11 protein-coding genes and 1 pseudogene are annotated in these 21936 nt (G+C 68.4%); 7 read left to right on the top strand and 5 right to left on the bottom strand.

The features are described 5' to 3' along the window. Positions 1-2 precede the first annotated feature (2 nt). Both GO999_RS18455 and GO999_RS18450 read right to left on the bottom strand, forming a co-directional pair. The gene (locus tag GO999_RS18455) at positions 3-1982 is read right to left on the bottom strand and encodes a type III effector protein (RefSeq protein ID WP_249215114.1); all 1980 of its coding nucleotides are present in this window, start codon (positions 1980-1982) and stop codon (positions 3-5) included. Positions 1983-2156: 174 nt separating this feature from the next. Further along, on the bottom strand, positions 2157-5078 hold the full coding sequence (locus GO999_RS18450) for an FtsK/SpoIIIE family DNA translocase (protein WP_211907090.1): 2922 nt from the start codon (positions 5076-5078) through the stop codon (positions 2157-2159). A gap of 371 nt (positions 5079-5449) precedes the next feature. On the opposite strand from GO999_RS18450, the gene GO999_RS18445 reads away from it, so the two are divergent. Further along, entirely contained in the window at positions 5450-5749 is a 300-nt protein-coding gene (locus GO999_RS18445) for a hypothetical protein (RefSeq protein ID WP_011004180.1), read from the top strand. 4 nt (positions 5750-5753) lie between these two features. Here GO999_RS18445 and GO999_RS18440 read toward each other — a convergent pair whose 3' ends face one another. Then, positions 5754-6653, bottom strand: a complete 900-nt coding sequence (locus GO999_RS18440; RefSeq protein ID WP_211907089.1) for an SET domain-containing protein — start codon at positions 6651-6653, stop codon at positions 5754-5756. A 293-nt stretch (positions 6654-6946) separates the two neighbouring features. Here GO999_RS18440 and GO999_RS18435 point away from each other — a divergent pair, with 293 nt between their 5' ends. Beyond that, the gene (locus GO999_RS18435; protein WP_211907088.1) at positions 6947-9250 is read left to right on the top strand and encodes a LamG-like jellyroll fold domain-containing protein; all 2304 of its coding nucleotides are present in this window, start codon (positions 6947-6949) and stop codon (positions 9248-9250) included. A gap of 226 nt (positions 9251-9476) precedes the next feature. Beyond that, the gene (locus GO999_RS18430; RefSeq protein ID WP_016723132.1) at positions 9477-11072 is read left to right on the top strand and encodes a glycoside hydrolase family 28 protein; all 1596 of its coding nucleotides are present in this window, start codon (positions 9477-9479) and stop codon (positions 11070-11072) included. A 22-nt stretch (positions 11073-11094) separates the two neighbouring features. Here GO999_RS18430 and GO999_RS18425 read toward each other — a convergent pair whose 3' ends face one another. After that, a complete protein-coding gene (locus tag GO999_RS18425) occupies positions 11095-12552 on the bottom strand; it encodes a type III effector protein (protein WP_211907087.1) in 1458 nt (485 codons plus the stop codon). A 375-nt stretch (positions 12553-12927) separates the two neighbouring features. Here GO999_RS18425 and GO999_RS18420 point away from each other — a divergent pair, with 375 nt between their 5' ends. From GO999_RS18420 to GO999_RS18405, 4 genes and pseudogenes are all read left to right on the top strand, one after another. After that, entirely contained in the window at positions 12928-15183 is a 2256-nt protein-coding gene (locus tag GO999_RS18420; RefSeq protein ID WP_249215113.1) for a TonB-dependent siderophore receptor, read from the top strand. A gap of 421 nt (positions 15184-15604) precedes the next feature. Beyond that, positions 15605-16599: pseudogene (popA, locus tag GO999_RS18415) on the top strand (hypersensitive response elicitor PopA1). A 72-nt stretch (positions 16600-16671) separates the two neighbouring features. Continuing rightward, positions 16672-17196 carry a protein PopB gene (locus GO999_RS18410; RefSeq protein ID WP_011004173.1) on the top strand — a complete coding sequence of 175 codons (525 nt, stop codon included), beginning with the start codon at positions 16672-16674 and terminating at the stop codon, positions 17194-17196. A 518-nt stretch (positions 17197-17714) separates the two neighbouring features. Next, entirely contained in the window at positions 17715-19973 is a 2259-nt protein-coding gene (locus tag GO999_RS18405) for a leucine-rich repeat domain-containing protein (protein WP_249215112.1), read from the top strand. 110 nt (positions 19974-20083) lie between these two features. On the opposite strand, the gene sctC is transcribed toward GO999_RS18405, so the two are convergent. After that, the gene (sctC, locus tag GO999_RS18400; protein ID WP_223259702.1) at positions 20084-21856 is read right to left on the bottom strand and encodes a type III secretion system outer membrane ring subunit SctC; all 1773 of its coding nucleotides are present in this window, start codon (positions 21854-21856) and stop codon (positions 20084-20086) included. Between the last annotated feature and the right edge of the window lie 80 nt (positions 21857-21936).

Below are 21936 nucleotides of genomic sequence, written 5' to 3'. Positions count from 1 at the left end.
CGTCAAGGAACCGCATCCGCCGGTTTCGGCAGAGGACTCGCGGTGAAGCGCAGGAGTGCTTTCGTGTAGAGCGCGAGGTCGCCGTGATAGCCCGTCAAGGGCGGGCCATACGGCTTGGGCGGCCGGTTGACCCACTCCCCGTTGTCGAGCTGCTTGACGCTGTCGTCGTCCTGCAGCGCCAGCTTGATCCGCACCAGGCCGGGCGACTGATAGCCCAGCCCTTTCATGCGCCCCATCAGGCTCTTGCGGGGCGCGGCCGGATAATCGAGCGTGATGGCCACGCCGCGCGAGCCGCCGAAATCGTAATCGTGCGCGCCGCCTTTGGTCGCATGGCGCGCCTGCGCATCGTTCAGCAACTGCGGATCGAGCAGCACCAGTGGTGCCGCGGGTGCCACAAGCTTGACGCTGCCTTGCAGCGCGGCGGCAAAGACCTGGGCCGAAGCGCCGCCCATCGACACTCCCCCGATGGACTCGAAGCGCACCTCGTGGCCATCGCGCTGCCGCTGCTCAACGGCCTGCGCGACGATCCATGCGGCCTTCTTGGCGGCGCCGAACACGTGGCCGACCCTGCCCACGGCGCTGGCGGCGGCCTGGCCGTAGTCGCGCCGGAGGTTTTCACTGCCGCCGAAGAAGAGGTACAGGTCGTGGCGGACCGTGCCGTCGCGGGTCGTCGAGGTCTCCTCCTTGAAGCTGAGATGCGAGACGTGCGCCGCCCGCGCGAGCTTGTTCATCTGCTCCGGGCTCAGGGCGCGGAAGACGTCGGCGTTCCGGATGTTCGCGTCGTTGATCGTGGATGGGGTTGACCGGATCTGGCGCGGCTTGACACGCGCATGCCTGGCGAAGTGTTCAATGAACACTTCGGCGCTGTTGCCCTTGCGCCCGCGGGCACCGACGAACTCGATCCCGTACTGCCGCTGGTCCGTGCGGTACTGCGGGTCGATCGCCTCGGCAAGCCGCTGCGCGACCTCCGCCACGGCCTCGTAGTTGGGCGAGCCGCGCTGGCTTGCCAGCCGGTACTCGCCCCGATCGATCGACGCCCGGAACTGTACGCGCAGCAGATGCCTGGGCGCACCGAGCTTGCTCAACTGCGTGTGCTCGCTGATGACGCAATCCGCGCGCGAGGTCGCAAGGCCGAGCTGTCCTCTCAGGCCGGGCACCAGCCCCTCGTAAAAGGGCAGGTTCTTGACCGTGCCCGCTGACGGCAACTCGGGTTTTTCGATCACCGAGCCGAGCAGCCGCCGCCCGGCCTGCTTGATCTGGGCCTCCCGCGCCAGCGCGGTCGCCTTCAGCGGCCCCAGGCCCAGCGCTTCCGTGATCGTGGAGAGGATCGTTTCGTTGAGACGGTGCAGCGAGGTGGACGGCTCGGAGATGCCGTCCATCTTCGGCCCGGACGGCAGCCGGTTGATGCTGGCCTTGGCGCGGGTGGGGGATACGCTCGGCGGCGATGGCGTCTGTCGGTTCAGCGGCAGCACCGCGATGCCGCGCGCCGGTTTGGTTCCCGCGTCCACGGGGGCGGGGGCCGGTGTGGGCGGTATCGGCACCGGCACCGCCTCGATCTCGGGTGTCGGCCCGGCGTGCGGCTGGATTGCCGTTGTGGCATCCCCACCGGCTTCCCGTGCCGCGTTGAGGCGCGCGTTGCGCAGGATGCGGATCCCCCAGCCCGCATCGCTCTGGTCTGGACCGCCGGCGAGTGCGTCGGCGTCGATTCGTCCACTGCCGGTTTCCCCTGCCCGGCTCGCTTGCCGCGACAGGCGGGGGCTTGCGGCGGTGACGCGGGGTGGGCTGCCGGTCTGCGTGCCGGCGCCAGGCGGGTTGTCCGCACCGCGCCGCTTGCCGATCGGCAGCAGCCCGCGAAAGAGGCCTTGCCGCTGGCGGCTCGGTGCGGTGGACGGAGGGGCGTTGTCCTGCGCCGTCGCGTCCCTGGCGGGTTGTGCCGCGTGGCGGAACAGGATCGAAGGAAAGCGGAGACCGTGCTTGGGCATGGCGATGCACCTCATGTCCCGTCGAGTGGGACTGCGCTTCCAGCATGCGCGCATGCCCGCCGTCCGGCTGCCGGCCGCCGCGAACGCGCTGCCGTTCGGGCGAATCGACGCCTTGCATTTTGCTGTCCGCATCGGCTCCGGGGCACCGGGGCGGCAGCGCACAAACCCGCTCGCTCAGTCCCCGCCGCCCGGCGCGATGACCTCGCGTGAACCATTGCGCCCCATCGGCGACACCAGCCCAGCCGCCTCCATCTGCTCGATCAGCCGCGCGGCGCGGTTGTAGCCGATGCGCAACTGCCGCTGCACGGCGGAGATGGACGCGCGCCGCGTGTTGAGCACGAAGGCGGCGGCCTCGTCGTACAGCGGATCGGCCTCGGCGTCGCCGCCCTCGCCGAACAGCTCGCCGGCGGCGGCTTCGGCTGGGTCGCCGGCAAGGATGGCCTCGTCGTACTCGGGCTCGCCGAACTGCTTCCAGTGCTCCACCACGCGGTGCACTTCCTCGTCGGCGACGAACGCGCCGTGCACGCGCTGGGGATAGCCCGTGCCGGGCGGCAGGAACAGCATGTCGCCCTGCCCCAGCAGCGTTTCGGCGCCCATCTGGTCGAGGATGGTGCGCGAGTCGATCTTGGACGACACCTGGAACGCCACGCGCGTCGGGATGTTTGCCTTAATGAGCCCCGTGATGACGTCCACCGACGGCCGCTGCGTCGCCAGGATCAGGTGGATGCCGGCCGCGCGCGCCTTCTGTGCCAGCCGTGCGATCAGCTCTTCGATTTTCTTGCCGGCGACCATCATCAGGTCGGCCAGCTCATCGATCACCACCACGATCATCGGCAGCGTGGACAGCGGCTCGGGCGCGTCGGGCGTCAGCGAGAACGGGTTCGGCACCTTGTGGCCGGCCTGCTGCGCGGCGCGGATCTTCTGGTTGTAGCCGGCCAGGTTGCGCACGCCCAGGGCCGACATCAGCCGGTAGCGCTTCTCCATCTCGCCCACGCACCAGCTGAGCGCGTGCGCGGCCTGCTTCATGTCGGTGACGACCGGCGCCAGCAGGTGCGGAATGCCTTCATAGACGGACAGCTCCAGCATCTTCGGGTCGATCATGATCAGGCGCACGTCTTCCGGCGTGGCCTTGTACAGCATCGACAGGATCATCGCGTTGACGGCCACCGATTTGCCCGAGCCCGTGGTGCCCGCGACCAGCAGGTGCGGCGCGCGCGCCAGGTCGGTCACCACCGGGTTGCCCGTGATGTCCTTGCCCATGGCCAGGACCAGGTGCGACGCGTGCGACTGGAAGTCGGGCGCATTCACCACCTCCGACAGGCGGATCATGGCGCGCCGCGCGTTGGGCAGCTCCAGCCCCATGCAGGTCTTGCCGGGAATGGTCTCGACCACGCGGATGGAGGTCACGCCCAGCGCGCGCGCCAGGTCCTTCATCAGGCCCACCACCTGCGCCCCGCGCACGCCGATGGCCGGATCGACCTCGAAACGCGTGATGACCGGGCCGGCGGATGCGCCCGCCACCGTCACCGGCACCTTGAATTCGGCCAGGCGCTGGGCGATCAGGTGGCTGGTCTCCTCCAGGTGCTCGGCCGGCACCGCCACCGTGTCGGGCGATGCGGCGGTCAGCAGTGCCACGTTGGGCAGCCGATAGTCGACGACACGCGGCGGCGCGGGCTGCGCAGCCGCGACGGGCGCTGCCGCGGGTGCGGGCATGGCATTCGACACCACCTGCCCCACCACGGCCGGCAGCACGATGCGCGGCTTTTGCGCGGGCACGGCAGGCGGCGGTGGCGCGGCATCGTCGGCTTCGATCGCCGGTGCGGGTTCCGGTGCCGGAAGCGGGGCTTCGGCTGCTGTTGCTGCCTCGGCTTCCTGGAGCGCAGGCGCGACGCTTTCGGGCGCGGGGGCCTCTGCCTCTGCTTCTGCTTCTGCTTCTGGCTCTGCTTCTGCTTCTGGCTCTGCTTCTGCTTCTGGTTCTGCCTCTGCTTCTGGTTCTGCCTCTGCTTCTGGTTCTGCCTCTGCTACTGGTTCTGGTTCTGCCTCTGCCTCTGCCTCTGCTTCTGGTTCTGCTTCTGGTTCTGGCTCTGGCTCTGGCTCTGGCTCTGGCGATGCGACCGGGGCCGCAGCGAGCGGCGTCATCAGGCCGCGCAGTTCGGCCAGCAAGGCTTCCGCCTCCTGCCGCACGGCTTCCAGATCGACCGTGGGGGGCGACGGTTCCGCGGGCTCGGGCGGCGCGCTGGCGGGGGCATCCGGCTCGGCGGCCGGTGAGATTGCGGGCGCCGCGTCTTCAACCGGGGCGCTGGGGGCGTCGTCCGCCTCCGGCGAAGACGGCGGCTGATCGCCGTCGGACGGCTGCGGGCGATGAAATGGGCTGCTGACGATCGTGGCGCGCAGCGCGGATCGCGACGATGGCGCTTGCGTTGCGGCCTTGGGCGTCGCGGCGGGCGCAGGAACAGGAACCGGGGCCGGCTGGGCCGCGACGGGTAGCGGCATCTCGGGACGGCCCTGGGCGTTCAGCAGAGGCCAGATCTCGCCGGGCTGCGGCGGGGATTCCCGCGTGCGCGGCGGCGGCTGCCATGCCGGCTGGCGCCATGCGGAGCCGGCTTCGATGCCGTGACGGCGGCTCGCGCCGGCATGGCCGCTGCCCATCGCCTGCTCGGCTCCGCCGAGCCCCAGCGCGGTGGGCTTGAGGCCGTCGTCGGCTTCGTCGTGCCGGGCGTCGGCCTGGACCGGAGGTGCCTCGCCGGCCTGGCGCAGGCGCGCGAGCAGTTGGCGCCACGAGTGCCCGAACACCATCGGCGCCACCCAGAGCAGCACGCCCAGCATCAGCAGGAAGGCGCCCGTCCACCCCAGCATGTGCCCGAACAGCGACGCCAGGCCGCGTCCGACCGCCCCGCCGGCCTTGCCGTGCAGATCGCGGCCCGAGGTCAGGGCTTCGAGCGAGGCGCTGGCGCACAGCACGGCCAGCGTCGCGAGCCAGATCCTGACGGTGCCCGGCCCCTTCAGGCCGCGCTCACCCGCCATCACGCGCGCTACGTATCGCCACACCATTGGCAACAGCCATACGGAGGAAATGCCAAACCAGCCAAGCCCCATTTCGAAATGCCGTCTTCACGATCAAGGACGCGATTGTAGCGGGGCGCGCCCGGCCCCCCGCTTTGCCGACCCGGCGGGCACCGAGAAAAGTTGAGCATCGGGGCGGCAACACCGATGGTGGCCAGCACGGCATCGCCTGCGATGGCATCGAGGGCAGCGCACGCGTTGTCTTGTGCCCGTCGCCGGTGCGGGTTCTTTTCTGGCGCGCGGGCAGGACCGGTCGCGCAGCCGCTGCACGGCGGGCGCACCGGCTCGGCCGGCGGGGGGTAAGAGCATGAGCATTCTTGAGACATGGGTGCGGCCGCGCTCCCTACAATCGATCGCCATTGAATCCTCCGGCCGCGCCTCTCGCCTGCCCGGCCATCCAAGACATGATGACGATCGACATGCACGCGCTCGACGCGCTCAACGCCTCGATCAGCGAAAACCTCGGGCGCGTCTCCAGGCTCGGTGCCCGGGTGGTCGCGCTGAGCCGCTTTGTGGCCGTCGCGTTTCCCTATCTGCCGGCCAGCGAATGCGCCGCGATCGAGCGCGCCTTCCGCGACCAGATCAATGACGCCCTGTTGATGACCTGCGATGAGCCGGTGTCCGGCCTCTACGAGGATGCGCTGCTCTCGGAAATGAACCAGCTGCTGGCGGCGCTCAGGCAGCGCTCGCAGTCTCTGATGTAAGCGCTCAGGCCGGCAGGCCGCCGAACCGCTGCCGGATCAGCGCCGGCGCATAGCGGTAGTTCCAGCGCAGCTCGTCGCCTGCCGGCACGGCCTCGGTGGCGAAGAAGGCTCGGATGGCGAACCGCCGTCCGCAGCGGGTGGTGGCCTGGAACACCGCCGCTTCCATGTTGTAGCCGTCGGCAGCCTGGCCGACCGCGTGCTCTCCTTCGTACGCGAATACCGTATTGGCCATCGCCAGGATGTTCTCGCCGTCCACCGCGGACTCGATGCCCTCGGCGGTGGTCGACAGCACGAAGGCATCGTCCAGGCACGTGTAGTAGGTGGCGGGCGTCATCAGGCGGCCGCCGTAGATGCCCAGGCATTCGCCGCGCTCGATGCGGCGCGCAGCGAAGACGCCGCGCTCGCCCACCAGGGCGCTCTCGCGCGGATCACGCAGGTCGGCGGCCATCATCGTGCGGCAATGCAGCCGGCCGAGGTACAGGGCGCCGAGCCCCTCGGGCGCTGCCTCGGCGTCCAGATAGGGCCAGACCGCCTCGGCGCCGTAGCGGCGCGAGCCCTGCGCGGGCTGGCCGGTCGGCGCGAGCGTGGCCACGTAGACCGGCTCCCCCGCCGCGTCGCGGAAGGGGTAGCGCCGGTCGACAGCGGGCGAGTACGGCAGCCGGGCGATCGCGTGCGCCTCCTTGAAGGCCGCGACTTCTTCGTGGAACACGCGGATGCAGCGCACGACGCGCTCATCGTCCGGCTCGCGGTTCGACAGCGCCAGGATGTCGGAGCGCAGCGCCTGCATGACCAGATAGAAATGCTCGTGCCGCGCGGCCACGTCCGGCGCATCGCCGGTGCTGCGGATGTCGGTGCGGATACGGTCGATGAGCGCGTCTGCGGAAAGCGGAGCCGGTGAGGACATGGAAACGGGCCACGGTGTCGTGGCAATGGCAGCATGTTCCCGGCAGCGTAGCGGGCCATGGACCGCCCGTGTCCGGCGAAGCACGAAACGAGCGGCGGCGGGACGAAGACGACCACAAACACGCCCGCCCTACCCTCAACAAATCTCAACGAAATTGCCCGGCCGTTGAATAAGGTCGACGCATTGTGTCAAGTCTTTTGGCAAAAAATGTCACCCCTCCAAGGTGGGGTGGATGGCATGGTTCCTGCACTACCCAGCCCGCTTTGACCACAACAACCAGGGAATCGGGTGTGATGAACCAGGCGAGCGAAGCATTGGGGGTGCCGGGCACGGCAGATCTGGCGGATGGCGGCCTTGAGAGTGCCGCCCGGCGACAATTCATGTATGGCCTGGGCGCCGTACTGGTGTCCGGCTGCGGCGGCGAGGGGGACGCCGGCAGCGACGGGACCCTTGCCACTGCCACCACGAGCAGCACCGGCATCCCCGCCACCGGAGCCGGCGCCACGCGCGCGGCAACGGGCGCCACGGCAGGCAGCGCGTCGCCCGAGGCCTCGGGCAGTGCCACGGCAGCGCGGAACTTCACGCACCCGGGCCTGCTGCATACCGAGGCGGACTTCGCCCGCATGCGCGCCAAGGTGGCCGCCCAGGCCGCGCCCTGGATCGGCGGCTGGAACGTGCTGATCGCCAACGGCCACACCAGCCTGTCGCGCAGCCCGAATCCGCAGGCGGCCATCTACCGCGGCAACGACGGTGCGCACGCGCAGAACTACGGGACCCTCTACAACGACATCGCGGCGGCCTACGGTTGCGCGCTGCGCTGGAAGGTCTCGGGCGACACGGCCTACGCCGACAAGGCCGTGCAGTACCTGGACGCCTGGTCATCCAAGCTGACGCTGATCGGCGGCGACACCAACGCGGCGCTGGCGGCCGGCATCTACGGCTACGAATTCGCCAATGCGGGCGAGATCATGCGCGGCTACGCCGGCTGGACGGCCTCGGGCCTGGCGGCGTTCCAGAAGATGATGCGCAACGTCTTCTACCCGATCAACCACGACTTCCTGACCCGCCACAACAACACTGAGGTCACGCACTACTGGGCCAACTGGGACTTGTGCAACCTGGCCTCGGTGCTCGCCATCGGCGTGCTGTGCGACGACGCCAGCCTGTTCGACGAGGCCATCGCCTACTTCAAGGGCGGCGCGGGCAACGGCTGCATCGGGCAGGCGGTCTATTACGTGCATCCGGGCTACCTGGGCCAATGGCAGGAGACCGGCCGCGACCAGGGCCACAACACGCTGGGCATCGCGCTGGGCGGCGCCATCTGCGAGATGGCGTGGAACCAGGGCGTCGACCTGTACGGCTTTGACAACAACCGCTTCCTGGCCGGCGCCGAATACGTGGCCAAGGCCAACCTGATCGAATCGGGCAGCACGTACCACACCGTGCCGTACGTCACCTACCGGAACGTGGACGTGACGCAGACGGCGTTCTCCACGGCCGCGCAGGGCACCGTGCGGCCGTGCTGGGCGCTGATTGCCAACCACTACATCAACCGCAAGGGGCTGGCCGCGCCCTATTCCAAACAGTTCGCGGCGCAGATCCAGCCCGAGGGCGGCGGCGGCAACTACGGCCCCAACAGCGGCGGCTACGACCAGCTCGGCTACGGCACCCTCACCTGCACGCGCGACGCCGGCACGCCGGCCGCCGCGCCGAGCGGCCTGACCGGCCGTGCCACGGCGGGCAGCGTCGTGCTCTCGTGGTGGGGCTGCAGCCATGCCACCGGCTACACCGTCAAGCGCGCCACCATCGCGGGCGGCCCCTATACCGCTGTGGCCAGCGGCATCACCGACCTGCTGAGCTGGACCGACACGCCGCCGGCCGCCGGCACGTACTACTACGTGGCGACCGCGCAGACGGCCTCGGGCGAGTCCGCGGCATCGAACGAGGTCAAGGTGGTGACGGCCATCCGGCTGCACACCGAGCTGTCGTTCAGCGAGGGCAGCGGCACCGTGGCCGCCGACAGCAGCGGCAACGGCCATGCCGGCACGCTCGCGGGCGGCGCGGCCTGGGCCACGGGGCGCAGCGGCCACGCCGTGTCGCTTAGCGCGGGTGCCTACGTGGCCCTGCCCGCCGACCTGCTGGCCGACGTGTCGGACTGCACCCTCTCGGCCTGGGTTTTCTGGACCGCCGCGCAGACCAACACCCGCATCTTCGACTTCGGTTCCGGCACCGGGCATTACCTGATGCTGACTCCGCGCCACGGCAGCGGCGCCGGCGCGGTGCGCTGTGCCATCACCGTCAACGGGCGCTTCGGCGAGCAGTCCATCGACGGGACCGCCGCGCTGCCGGCTGGCCAATGGGTGCACGTGGCGGTCACGCTGTCAGGCTCGACCGGCACGCTGTACGTGAACGGCACCGCTGTCGGCACGAATACCGCGATGTTCCTGGCGCCCTTCCGCCTCGGCAGCACCGCGCAGAACTGGCTGGGCCGGTCGCAATACAGCGCCGACCCCGGCTTCAACGGTCTGATCGACGATTTCCGCATTCACCGCGGCGCGCTCTCGGCCACGCAAATCGCCGAGCTGATGCGCAACTGACAGACCGCGAAACACACGGGGACGGCGCCTGCGGCCCCAACGCTGCACGGCGCCCGACTCCGCAAACGCGCCCCAACCGATTCCAACCAACGGCGGCACGCTGACCGGCTCAGTGGTCTGCGGCACGCAGTTGGACCGCGGCACGCCCTTCGCACGGGCGGGCGTGCTGTCGCTTTGCTGATCCCGGCGCGTTGCTTTCCCACAAAAAACATCTCTTTTCGGAGAAATGATCTTGTCTCACCGCTACACACTCATAGCGCTTGCCGCCGCGATCCTGTCCTCCGGCGCGCATGCCGCCGGCGCCTCCGTCACCGCCTCCTGGGGCAACGTGGCCGAACCCAGCCTGCCGGCCGATTCGGCTGTCTGCAAGACGCTGGCGGCCACGATCACGCCGGTCAGCGGCTCCATCGATACGGTGGACGGCAACCCCAGCAACTCCCAGCCCGACGCGAGCCGCATCCAGACCGCCATCGACAACTGCCCGGCCGGCCAGGCCGTCCGGCTGGTGAAGGGCAGCGCCGGCGAGTCCGGCTTCCTGAGCGGCTCGCTCAAGCTCAAGTCGGGCGTGACGCTGTGGATCGATACCGGCGTGACCCTGTTCGCCTCGCGCAACCCGGCCGACTTTGACAACGGCGTGGGCACCTGCGGCACCGCCACCACCAGCAACACCAAGTCGTGCAACGCGCTGATCGTGGCGCGCGACACGGTGGGCAGCGGCATCGTCGGCGACGGCATCATCGACGGCCGCGGCGGCAGCCTGGTCACCAGCGGCCCGAACGCGAACCGGCTCACCTGGTGGGATATCGCCTACCTGAACAAGACCAAGGGGCTGAACCAGCAGAACCCGCGCCTGGTCCAGCTGTACAACGGCAGCGCGTTCACGCTGTACCGCGTGACGGTGCAGAACTCGCCCAACTTCCACATCGTCACCACCGGCACGGCGGGCGTGACGGCATGGGGCATCAAGATCGTGACGCCGAGCCTGGCCTACACCGTGCCGGGCTACAAGTGCGCGGCCGGCACCACGCCCGACAAGGTCACGCCCGCGACCTGCTTCACGCCCGAGACGGTCAAGAACACCGACGGTTTCGATCCGGGCCAGTCGACCAATGTGGTGCTCGCCAACTCGTACATCAGCACCGGCGATGACCACGTCGCCATCAAGGCCAGCGGCGGCGCGACGCGCAACCTGCTCTTCGCGCACAACCACTTCTACTATGGGCATGGCCTGTCGATCGGCAGCGAGACCGATGGGGGTGTGAGCAACATGCAGGTGACCGACCTGGCGATGGACGGCAACGACAGCTCGGGCGGCAACGGCCTGCGCATCAAGTCCGACATTTCGCGCGGCGGCAAGGTCAACAACATCGTCTACAACGGCATCTGCATGCGCAACGTCAAGGAGCCGCTGGTGTTCGACCCGTTCTACAGCACCGCGAAGGGCTCCCTCTACCCGAACTTCACCAACATCGTCGTCAAGAACTTCCATGACCTGGGCAGCGCCAAGGGCATCGCGCGCACGATGACGTTCCTGGGCTATGAAGCGAAAAAGCGGACCAACCCGCTGACGCTCACGCTCGACAACGTGGTGTTCGACGGCACGCAGCCGGCGTTCGATGTCGCGCACAACGGTGGCCCCGCGTCGCCCAATGGCACGCACTTCACGTTCGGCGGTAACGGTCCGGTGAGCTTCGCGAATGCCATCGTCACGTCGACGACCACCGATGTGACGGTGACCGGCACGCCGGGCACGGCGGCGGCGGTGGATTGCAGCAATGCCTTCGTGCCGCTGAAGTCCGTGGCACCGACCTCGCCGATCTGAGCGATCTGACTGGGGGTACCGCTCAGCGGTACCCGTTCTGCTGTTTGTACCGGCGGACGGCCTCGTCGTGATTGGGGTATTCGTTTTCCTGATCCGCGCGCTGGTCTTCGAACCGATGGATGGAGTCGATCTGGGCCGCCGTCAGTTCGGGCAGCGACTGGGTGCGCCGCGGGCGCGGGGCAGTGCTGTAGGCCGCCGGCTGCTGCCGTGCGGCATAGTCTTCACGGGCGGACTGGTGGCCGCCCCTTTCATTGTGGTAGCGGTTCCGATCGTCGGTTTCCTGGTCCACCTTGCCATGCCAGGAGGTATCCATGCGCGCGGCGGGAACCGTCTGCATGCGCGGCGGCGCGGACTGCGTGCGGGCCGGCCTCGGCTGAGGTTCGGTCCGGCCCTCGAGCCGCGTGAGGTACGCGTCGAAGTTCTTCTGCGCCTCCGCATAGATTTCCGGCATGCTGTATCGGCGCAGCGACTCCTGCTCGGCGTCATTCTTGGCGAGGCCGATGAAATCGTCGATGGTCAGGATGGGCTGCTGGGTCGGCTCGGTACTGATGCTGGCGGTGCGCCCGTATTGCGGCGGCGCGCTGGCGGTGCGCAGGGGGGCCGCCGTTGCCGCCGGCCGGCTGCGCGCGGGCGCTGCTCCATTGCGAGGCTTGAAGTCATCGAAGCGCTGAGTGGGACGGGAGGGCCTGGAGGGCTGGGGCGCCGGCTTTGCCGGGCGCGCGAATGGCCCCTGCGTCGCCAGATCCTGAAAACTCTTGAAGATGCGCTGGGCAGGCTGGGCCTGGGCCTGGGGCTGCGGCGCGGGAGCCGGTCGGGCCGCTTGAGGCGCGCGGGCCGGCGGTGGCGCCGGCCGGGCGGCCTGGCGCATGGGGGCAGGCCTTGATGCCTGTCGCGCCGGCGCTGGAGCCGGTGCCGCAGCCGTAGCCGTAGCCGGCTTCGCCACGGCAGCGCCCGCGACCAGCCGGTTGTTTGCCACGAACATCGCCAGATGGCTGTTGCGCGACGCCGGGTTCGGGAGGCGGAGAATGACTTGCAACTGGCGCAGCAGCTCGATGGACTTCGCATCCGGCAGATCCGGGGTTCGCGCATTGAGCAGCTTCATCACTTGCTGCGGCCGCCCGGTTGCGCTCGCACCTTCTCTGCGCCCCAAGGCTTCGATCTGGCGGCGCACGATTTCGCGTTGATTCTGGATCGCCGTGCTGGCGGCCACGCCGTGCCCCGGTGTGCGTATCAAATGCGGTTTGGCCGGAGCGGCCTTCGGCTGGGGCCGAGGCTGGGGCTGGGACGCGCCAATATTGAGGTTTCTCGCCTGCAGCGGTGCGCGGGCCATGGGGGCGAGGCCCTTGAACGGCTCCTGCCGGGTCCGGGGCTGTCTGTCGGAGCGCTGCGGCTTCCGCGGCGCAATGTTCTCCTGGTCGGCCGTTCTGCGGTACTGAGGCGCGACGAGGCGTTGCGAGCCGATTCTGTTGTTGGCGGGCATGGATCTTCGTGGTGAGCAGTGGGAACCCGCCATCTGGCGGCTCCCTCGCGGCCACACGGCGACACGCCACCATGCTAGCCACCCGGCTCCGGCATGGCGCCGGCAAGAGCGAAATGCCCGCGCGGCGACCGAACCCGGCATCTCACAATGTGAAGCGTGCGGCGTGCGGCGTGCGGCGTGCGGCGTGCGGCGTGCGAAGCGTCGCGCACTCAGGAAATGTTCCGGCGTGCCGATGTTGACCAGGGTGTCGGTAGGCTAAGATGCGGGCCTCGCCAGCGCATATCAACCTTGCTTGCCACCCCGGGAGTCCGCCGCACGATGCCTGCGCTTTCCTCCACGACATCTGCACGATCCTCCGCCCCCCGCCGTACCCGTTTGCTCGCCCTGCTGATCGCGGTGTCCGCCGTGCGGCAGGCCCATGCCCTGGCCGACGAGACGCCGCGCGCGTTCCATATCGAGCGCGCGCCGCTGGAACACGTGCTGCTGGAGATCGCCCGCGTGAGCGGGCTGCACGTCTCATTCGCCTCCGGCGTGGTCAAGGAGCGGTGGGCGGGGCCCATCGACGGCAAGATGTCCGCGCAGGAGGCCGCCCGGCGCGCGCTGCAGGGTTCCGGCCTGACGCTCGCCAGCCTGCCGGACGGCACCCTGACCGTGGTGGCATCCGATCAGGCGGAGGCGCCGCCCAACGTCGGCACGCTGGCCGCCACGGAGGTGCACGGCGAGGCCGCCGACGGTTTCGCGGTGTTTTCGACCGGCGCCATCTCGCGGGTCGAGATGGCCGTGTCGAACGTGCCGCATGCCGTCAGCATGTTGTCGGGCGGCCTGCTGGCGAGCCGGCAATCGCCCACCCTGTCCGAGGCCGTCAGCCAGGCCGGCGTGGTGCCGGTCCTGGTGGACCAGGCGGCGCCGCCGCAATATGCCATCCGCGGCTTCATGACCGACACCATCTCGGTGGACGGCCTGCCCGACCGGCTGGCCTCGATGCGCCCGATGGAGGCGCTGGACGAGATCGCTGTCATCAAGGGGCCGAACGCCGACGTGGCGGGCGTCACCATGGCCGGGGGCACGATCAACGCCAGCCTGAAGGCGCCGGGCGCCGCGCCCATGCGCAGCATCGCCGTGGAAACCGGCTCGCACGCCGAGCGCAAGGTGATCGCCGACCTGGGCGGCGCCATCGGCACGAACGGCCTGATCTACCGCGTGGTCGGCGTGCAGGATGCCTCCGCCAACAGCGACGCCGGCCACACCGGCCGCCGCACCAGCTACGGGCATGGAGCGCTGGGCTGGTCGGACGCGAACACCGAGGCCATCATCGGCGTGGAGACGCTCGCCAGCCGCCAGCCGGTGCAGCCCTCCACGTTCGTGCTCAACGGCGGCGTGGTCCGGCTGCCCTCGCTGAGCCCGCTCGGCAATGCCGACGACGATGTGCAGGGCCGCGCCGAGCGGTTCTACTACACGCTCTCCCATAGCCTGACGGACGACTGGGCCGTGCACTCGCGCGGGTCGTACGAGAACCTGCGGCTGCAATCCGCCCAGTGGCACCTGATGCCGAGCGCCGACGGCAGCGCGCCCATGCCGACCGTGGGCATGGGCTACCGCAGCGACAACCGGGTCTGGGCCCTGTCGAGCGACCTGACCGGCACGATCCGGCAGGGGCTGCTGACCCACTCGCTGGTGGTGGGCTGGGACGAGATCCAGGACCGGCTCGACTTCCACTACCCCGGCGCCACCGTGCTGGGCCAGCAGAATCCCTATGTGCCGACGCCCCTGCCGTCGGCGGAGTTCGTCCCCGGCCTGTCGCTGTCGCAGACGGTGCGGCAATCGGTGTTCAGGCTGCGCGACCGCATCGCCATCGGCGAGCGCTGGGAGCTTTCCGCATCGATCCGGGCAAACGATTACGTCGCCAAACTGCCCCACGCCAGGCTGCAGGGGCTGGCCTGGACGCCGGCCTTCGGCGTGGTCTACAAGCTGGACGCGCGCACGTCCTGGTTCGCCGACTATTCCCACGGCTTCCAGATCAACACGGGCTACTTCTACAACGGCGCGACCATGCAGCCGGAACGCAGCCAGCAGGTGGAAACCGGCCTGCGCTGGGAAGACCGGCAACGCAAGCTGACGGCCCAGCTCGCGCTGTACCACATCGATGCCAACCACGTGGGTGTTGGCGATACGGCGCACCCCGGCTACTACACCGAGATCACGGAGCAGAGCAGCGACGGGATCGAGTTGTCGCTGCAGGGCTCGATCGCGCGCGGCTGGGAGACCTCGCTGTGGCTCAGCGGGGCGCACGTCAAGCGCCGGCTGCCGGGCAACCCCTCGTTCACGGCACCCGGCCTGGGCGGCGCCATGTGGACGACGTACACGGTGCAGAGCGGCACGCTGGCCGGCGCGGGCGCGGGCCTCGGTGTCACCGCCCAGCGCTGGATTCCGTGCTACGACACCGCCCCGTTCCGCGTACCCGGCTTCGTGCAGCTGGACGGCAGCCTGTTCTGGCGCAGCAAGCAGTGGCGCATCGACCTGATCGCACGCAATCTCTTCACCGTGCGGGCCTACGGCAACACCGTATCGAGCAGCTTCGTGCCCATCCTCCCGGGCCGGACATTGACGCTGCGGCTGGCCCGCAATTTCTGAGTCCGCGGCCGCCCGGCCTCGCGGAAACGTCCAGCCGCGGCGTGCCGCGCGCACTCTCGCACGGTTTTCTCGCCCCGCCTTCGCGTGCATGACCACGATTTCGGCATGGCAGGGGCCCCGCACGCCCAACACTCTCTAAGGTTCTAGCGAAGTCGTCCGGTGGGCCTGTCCAGTGCAGGCCAGGCCGGTATGAGACCGCCCGGGGCTGCGCGGCCCGGCACGGGCAGGCGTACGGGCAGGTACTGCCCGGCGACCGATTCAGGGAGCGCGGTATCCGCGTTTTCCGGCTCGCCTTGCCATCACGATGGCCGGGCGCGCCGGCTGCGCGAGGTGCCCGCTCGTTACGCATCGGCGGCTCCCAGCACGGCGGCCCGTGGGGCGAATCCGATGCACCACCCCCTGCCCTCAAAGGTTATTCACTATGTCAGTCGGAAACATCCAGAGCCCGTCGAACCTCCCGGGTCTGCAGAACCTGAACCTCAACACCAACACCAACAGCCAGCAATCGGGCCACAGTCCGTGCAAGACCTGATCAAGCAGGTCGAGAAGGACATCCTCAACATCATCGCAGCCCTCGTGCAGAAGGCCGCACAGTCGGCGGGCGGCAACACCGGTAACACCGGCAACGCGCCGGCGAAGGACGGCAATGCCAACGCGGGCGGCGCCAACGACCCGAGCAAGAGCCAGGGTCCGCAGTCGGCCAACAAGACCGGCAACGTCGACGACGCCAACAACCAGGATCCGATGCAAGCGCTGATGCAGCTGCTGGAAGACCTGGTGAAGCTGCTGAAGGCGGCCCTGCACATGCAGCAGCCTGGCGGCAATGACAAGGGCAACGGCGTGGGCGGTGCCAACGGCGCCAAGGGTGCCGGCGGCCAGGGCGGCCTGGCCGAAGCACTGCAGGAGATCGAGCAGATCCTCGCCCAGCTCGGCGGCGGCGCTGCTGGCGCCGGCGGCGCGGGTGGCGGCTCCGGTGCGGGTGGCGCAGGCGGTGCGAACGGCGCCGACGGCGGCAATGGCGTGAACGGCAACCAGGCGAATGGCCCGCAGAACGCAGGCGATGTCAACGGTGCCAACGGCGCGGATGACGGCAGCGAAGACCAGGGCGGCCTCACCGGCGTACTGCAAAAGCTGATGAAGATCCTGAACGCGCTGGTGCAGATGATGCAGCAAGGCGGCCTCGGCGGCGGCAACCAGGCGCAGGGCGGCTCGAAGGGCGCCGGCAACGCCTCGCCGGCTTCCGGCGCGAACCCGGGCGCGAACCAGCCCGGTTCGGCGGATGATCAATCGTCCGGCCAGAACAATCTGCAATCCCAGATCATGGATGTGGTGAAGGAGGTCGTCCAGATCCTGCAGCAGATGCTGGCGGCGCAGAACGGCGGCAGCCAGCAGTCCACCTCGACGCAGCCGATGTAATGGCGATGGCGGACAGCCGGCAACGGCTGTCCGCTTTCGATCGATTCTCTTGAACGACAAAGAGATCTCCCTATGAGCCACAGCAAAATCAAGGCTGGCGGACACGGCAGCAGCGGGATCGGCAACGATTTCACGCCGGCGAAGACGCCCGCCCCGGCCACCCCGGCTCCGCAGTCGCAGCAGGTCAACGACCTGCTCGGCCGCGGCGTCGGCAACGCGCTGAACAAGAGCAACCTCGGTTCGGACTCGCAGACCTGGACCCCGGGCAGCACAATGGTCTCGCTCAAGTCGCGCTCGTCGTCGAGCCACAAGCCCGACACGGGCGGCGATACGAAGCCGGACTCGACATCCGGCGGCAAACGCAAGCGCGACGACGAAACCGATCCGAACGCGGAAACCGAAGGCGGCAAGAAGAAAAAGAAGCGCGACGATGAGAACGATTCCAGCCAGGCCGGCGGCGCCGGCAGCTCGGCCGGATCCTCAGGGTCTCCGGAAGACGCGCTGATGAACATCGCCCTGCAGCGCGCGATCCAGCGTCAAACGCAGACACGCCAGAAGATGCAGGAAGCGATGAAGATCAAGGACGACGACGACTGATCGTCCGGATGCCCCGGGATACGCCGCAAGCGGTTCCGGGGCATTCGCCCTTTTGGCCCCGGTTTTTCTCCGATAACAACAAGCGCGAGGCACGACATGACCTTGCGTGACACAGCCTGACGCTCATGCCTATCCTTCCACGCCTATTCCATCGAACATCGCGCACGTCGTCCGCCGACACGCAACGCGACGCCCGGACACCGCCGAACGCCTCGCCGCTGAACGAAGGGCAAACGCGAGCGCCCCGCTCCAGGGGCTTCCTTGCCCGCGCGCTGCCTTCGTGGGGCACACGCGCCACCGCGCCAACCGGCGGGTCGTCCGAAGGTGCATCGCGTCCACTGATCGGAGTAACCGGGCCGAGAACGGCTCCGAGCACCCCGCAGCACCCGCGGGCAACAAGCGGCACGCGCACCGTTCCGAACAGCCCGCTGCGTCCCAGTCCGCTGCATCCCCTGGCTACCCCGCCGCGCGCGCCTCAAGCCCAAGGCCGCACCGGCCTGGACGGTTGGCGCGACGAGATGATGAACAACTTTCGCCAACGGGGCCTGGACGACCTTGCGACGCAGGCGCGCGTGCATAGCGAGCTCAAACGTGCGGCCGGCTACATGAAAAACCTGCAGCAGAAGGGGGGTAAAGAGCTGCTACTGACATCGCTCCCCATCGCCAGGCTGCCAGATGCCGTTTTCAACATGACCCAGCTGAAGGCGATCCGGACGGAGCATTGCGATCTGCACGAATTGTCGCCGGCGCTCCAGAATCTGCGCCAACTGGAAGCCTTGTCTCTGAGTGGTGCCGGAAAACTCAACGCGCTGCCCCACGCCGTCGGGCAATTGCCCAGCCTGCAAGAGTTGAGGCTGGTCAACACAGGCATTCAAGCTCTGCCGCCCATGGGGGGGGCCTCTGCGTTGAAGGAGCTCACGGTGAGCAACACACCGCTCGCATCGCTGCCGGACGATCTCGGCACGCTGCAAAAGCTTGCCCATCTGTCCCTGTCCGGCACGCAGCTGCGCGAGTTGCCTGCCAGCGCCGGAAACATGTCGGCGCTGCAGACCCTATCGCTGCGGGACAACAAAAAGCTGAGCGGGCTGCCCCAATCGCTGGGCAACCTGTCCGGCCTGGAATCCCTGACACTGGCAGGTAACCACATCCGCGAACTGCCTTCGATGCGCGAAGCGCATTCCCTGCAGGAGCTCACGGTGGACGAGCCGTCGCTTGCGAAGCTCCCGCCAGATTTCGGCACCCGCGGCACGCTCGGCAGGCTTGCCCATCTGTCGCTGTCGAATACGAAACTTCGCGAACTGCCCGCCGATCTCGGGAGCCTGTCAGGGCTGAAGACGCTTTCCCTGCAGGGCAACCAGAGGCTGGAGGCCCTGCCCCAATCGTTCGGGAAGCTGTCCGGCCTGGAGATGTTGAGCCTGGTCGGTAACCGCATCCAAAGCCTGCCTTCGATGGACGGCGTATCGGCGCTGAAGAAGCTCAAAATCGACGATGCGTCGCTGGCATCGCTGCCGAGAGACTTCGGCGCTCAGCACAAAATGTTGACGAATCTGTCGCTCTCGAACACGCAGCTGCGCACATTGCCGTCCAGCATCGACAAGCTGTCGCATCTGCAGGAGCTCAAGCTGAATGACAACGCCAAGCTCAGTACATTGCCCGATTCGCTTACGAAGATGAAACGGCTGAAAAAACTGGATCTGTCCGGCTGCAAGCGGCTTGAATCGCTGCCGCAATCGATCGGCAAGCTGGCCACCCTGCAAGAGCTTGACCTGCGGAACTGTACACGCCTGACCTTCGCGGCGCTGCCGTATTCCGTGCGGTTTCCTCGTGACGGACTGCGCATCCACTTGCCGGATCACCTCAAAGCGGAGGTTCAGGCTGAGCGCTTGAAGGCGAACCCGCGTGCCCAAGTGCTGCTCGGCGACCTGGAACGCAAAGGCGAGCTGATGGACGACGCGATATTCGACTCGCGGCCACAGCTCAATGAAGGCGAAGTGATCTCGCTGGCCTATCATCTGAAGGACGCAAACGATCGCAAACCTCTCGTTCAGCAGAAGGCGGAACGCAAAGGCGCCCGAGAAAGCGACTCGCCGCTGATGCGGCAGGCGCTGGCCAATTTGTTCAACGTCTCCACGGATGTCGGCGAATTCGAGCGGATACAGAACGCCGCACGCTCCCTCCCCGCTATCCTGCAGCGTGAACTGGCCGATCTGATGACTGCGCAGGAGGGGCAACAGCTGGTCCAGTCGATCGGGGAAGCCGCCTACGGCGTGCGGGCAAACGCAGCACTGCAGAAGGAATTGATCACGCTGGCGCATCAGATTGCCTCGGATCCGGTGATTCGAGAGGTGCGGCAGCGCCACGGCCGCTCGCATCTCGCAGAGAAATTGACGCCCCTTGTCGAACCGCTCTGGGAGAACGCGCGCGCATTGGCGCCGATGCCCTCGGACCTGCGCAAACAGCTGACCAGTTTGCTTGCAGTCGAGCCTGGACGGAAACTGGTCAGCGAGATCAGCAAGGAGGTCTATAGCAAGAAACATCGCGATGAGATCCTGCAAGACCTGATGCCGACCCTGGCAGCGCGGATTGAATCGGACCCGCGGAGCCAAGAGGCGCATCGGCTGCTGAACCGCGAATTCTCCGGAATCTCGCCGCAGGCACAGAAGGACGGGCACGCGATGACCATGACCGCGATCGTTCAGGATCATTGGAACGGCGTGCTGGCGGAAGCGAAAAAACAAGGCAAGGCGCCCATGGTCGGGCCATCGGGCCAGCACTGATGCCGAGCCTCATCCCTTCCGTGGACGAGGCCCGGGCACCGGGGCAAAGAAAAAGCCTCCGTATGCACGGAGGCTTTTTCCCCTGCCGGAGGCGCGCGGCCTGCAACCGGCTACGGCGTAATCACCCGCGGCGTCACCAGGAACATCCGCTGGAACCTCTTCCCCGTGGTCTGGTCGGTCCGGAACAGCGCGCCCACCAGCGGGATCTTCGACAGGCCCGGCACCGCGTCCACCGACTTGCTCTGCTGCTCCACCGAGTAGCCCGCGATCAGCAGGCTGTCGCCTTCGTTGATCAGCGCCTGCGTGTCGATCTCGCTCTGGCTGGTGATGGGCAGGTTGCCGACCTGCTGGCTGGTGATCTGGCCGTCTTCGATGTGGACGTTCATGCGGATGCGCACGGTGCCACCGTCCATCACCACCATCGGCAGCACGCGCAGCGACACGCCGGCCGAAATGGCGTACAGATCGGCCGACTGGTAGCCGGCGACCGGCACGTAGAAGTTCTGCCGGTTGTCCATCACGGCCTCGGTGTTGTCCAGCGTGGCCACCTTCGGGTTGGCGGTGATGCGCGCCTGGTCGGTCTGCTGCAGGGCGCTGATGCGCGCCATCAGGTAGCGCGAGCCGCCGCCGATCACCGCGCTCAGCACCCCGCCCGCCGGCGTGGCGGCGATAGCGGCCGCGGCGCCGGCGGTGGTGGCCACCGAATCGAGCGAGCCCGGGTTGTTGAGCATGGTGTTGGTGCCGTTGCCGGTCTGCAGGTCGAAGCGGCTGTTGTGCAGGCGCCAGTCCACGCCCAGCTGCTCGAGCGCGTTCTCGCTGATGTCGATGATGCTGGCGCTGATCTCCAGCACGGCCGGACGGCTGTCCAGCGATTCGATCAGCGACTGGTGCGCCGCCATGCGGTCGGCCCGGTCGCGTACCAGCACCGAGTTGCTGCGCGGATCGGCGCGGATGATGGGCGTGCTGCCGCGGTCATCGAGCTCGTCGCTGCGCAGGCGGTTCTCGCCGGAAGGCGGCGGCGCGTACGGGCCGCTGTTGCCGACGTATTGACCGGTGCCGCCGGGCGGCAGCGGCGACTTGCCGCCGCCCAGGCTCGACAGTGCCCGCGTGCCGGCGCGGCCGGCGTTGGCTTCGCCCGGGGCGACGCTGTCCAGGCGGCGATCCTGCGCACGCGGCGCGGTGCCGCTGTCCGACGGGCCATCGCCGCCGTACATGCTGTTCAGGATGGACGCCACGCCCCGGATGTTGACCGATTGCCCGTTGACCGTGACCCGGTGGTCGGTCGCCCATGCGTAGCGCAGCGGGAAGGCGCGCACCACGGTGCGGTTGGCGTCCTCGCGGCCGCGATCGATCACCTGGGCGATGTCCCGCACCAGCTCGACCAGGCGCGGCGGGCCGGAGACGACGATGCTGCCGGAGTCGTCGTCATACTGGATCGGGAAGCGCGAATCGGCGATGCCCATGCGCGTCAGCGCCCGCTTGACCTGCGCGGTCGAGGCGCGGGTCAGCGCGATGGTGGCGCTCTGCGCTTCGTTGGCGCTGGTCACGCGCAGCACCGCGCCGTCGTAGTACCACGCAAAGCCGAACGTGCCGGCCATGCGGTCGAGAAACTTCTGCGGCGTCTCGTTGAACGAGCCCGTCACGCTGCCCTCGACCTGCGTCGAGATCGACGTCATCACATGCTGGCTGGCCCCCAGGTCGCGCAGGACTTCCTTGATGTCCTTGCGGTCGGCCACGTATTCGAATTTCTGCGACTGCCAGGGGATGGGCGCGGCGCAGACCGTGCCTGCCGTCCATAGCAGCAGCGCGGCGGCCATGCCTTTCAGCCGCCCGGGAAAAGTCCGCACGCCGGCCTTCCGGCCCGTCGCTCGAGTCAGATGCATGATGTTGTCCAGGAGATGGGAAGGGAGCGGACCGCCGCTGCCTGCGCCGCACCGGGCGCGGCGGCGGTCCGCCGGAGGGC

The sequence above is a fragment of the Ralstonia nicotianae genome (genome assembly GCF_018243235.1).
Lineage (GTDB): Bacteria > Pseudomonadota > Gammaproteobacteria > Burkholderiales > Burkholderiaceae > Ralstonia > Ralstonia nicotianae.
The sequence above is the reverse complement of the archived record's forward strand: the minus strand, read 5'-3'. Positions and strand labels throughout refer to the sequence as shown.

Excerpts from the sequence above, each read along its gene's own strand:
- GO999_RS18455 (WP_249215114.1), bottom strand. The coding sequence starts at position 1,982 with ATGCCCAAGCACGGTCTCCGCTTTCCTTCGATCCTGTTCCGCCACGCG.
- GO999_RS18450 (WP_211907090.1), bottom strand. The coding sequence starts at position 5,078 with ATGGGGCTTGGCTGGTTTGGCATTTCCTCCGTATGGCTGTTGCCAATG.
- GO999_RS18445 (WP_011004180.1), top strand. The coding sequence starts at position 5,450 with ATGATGACGATCGACATGCACGCGCTCGACGCGCTCAACGCCTCGATC.
- GO999_RS18440 (WP_211907089.1), bottom strand. The coding sequence starts at position 6,653 with ATGTCCTCACCGGCTCCGCTTTCCGCAGACGCGCTCATCGACCGTATC.
- GO999_RS18435 (WP_211907088.1), top strand. The coding sequence starts at position 6,947 with ATGAACCAGGCGAGCGAAGCATTGGGGGTGCCGGGCACGGCAGATCTG.
- GO999_RS18430 (WP_016723132.1), top strand. The coding sequence starts at position 9,477 with ATGATCTTGTCTCACCGCTACACACTCATAGCGCTTGCCGCCGCGATC.
- GO999_RS18425 (WP_211907087.1), bottom strand. The coding sequence starts at position 12,552 with ATGCCCGCCAACAACAGAATCGGCTCGCAACGCCTCGTCGCGCCTCAG.
- GO999_RS18410 (WP_011004173.1), top strand. The coding sequence starts at position 16,672 with ATGAGCCACAGCAAAATCAAGGCTGGCGGACACGGCAGCAGCGGGATC.
- GO999_RS18405 (WP_249215112.1), top strand. The coding sequence starts at position 17,715 with ATGATGAACAACTTTCGCCAACGGGGCCTGGACGACCTTGCGACGCAG.
- sctC (WP_223259702.1), bottom strand. The coding sequence starts at position 21,856 with ATGCATCTGACTCGAGCGACGGGCCGGAAGGCCGGCGTGCGGACTTTT.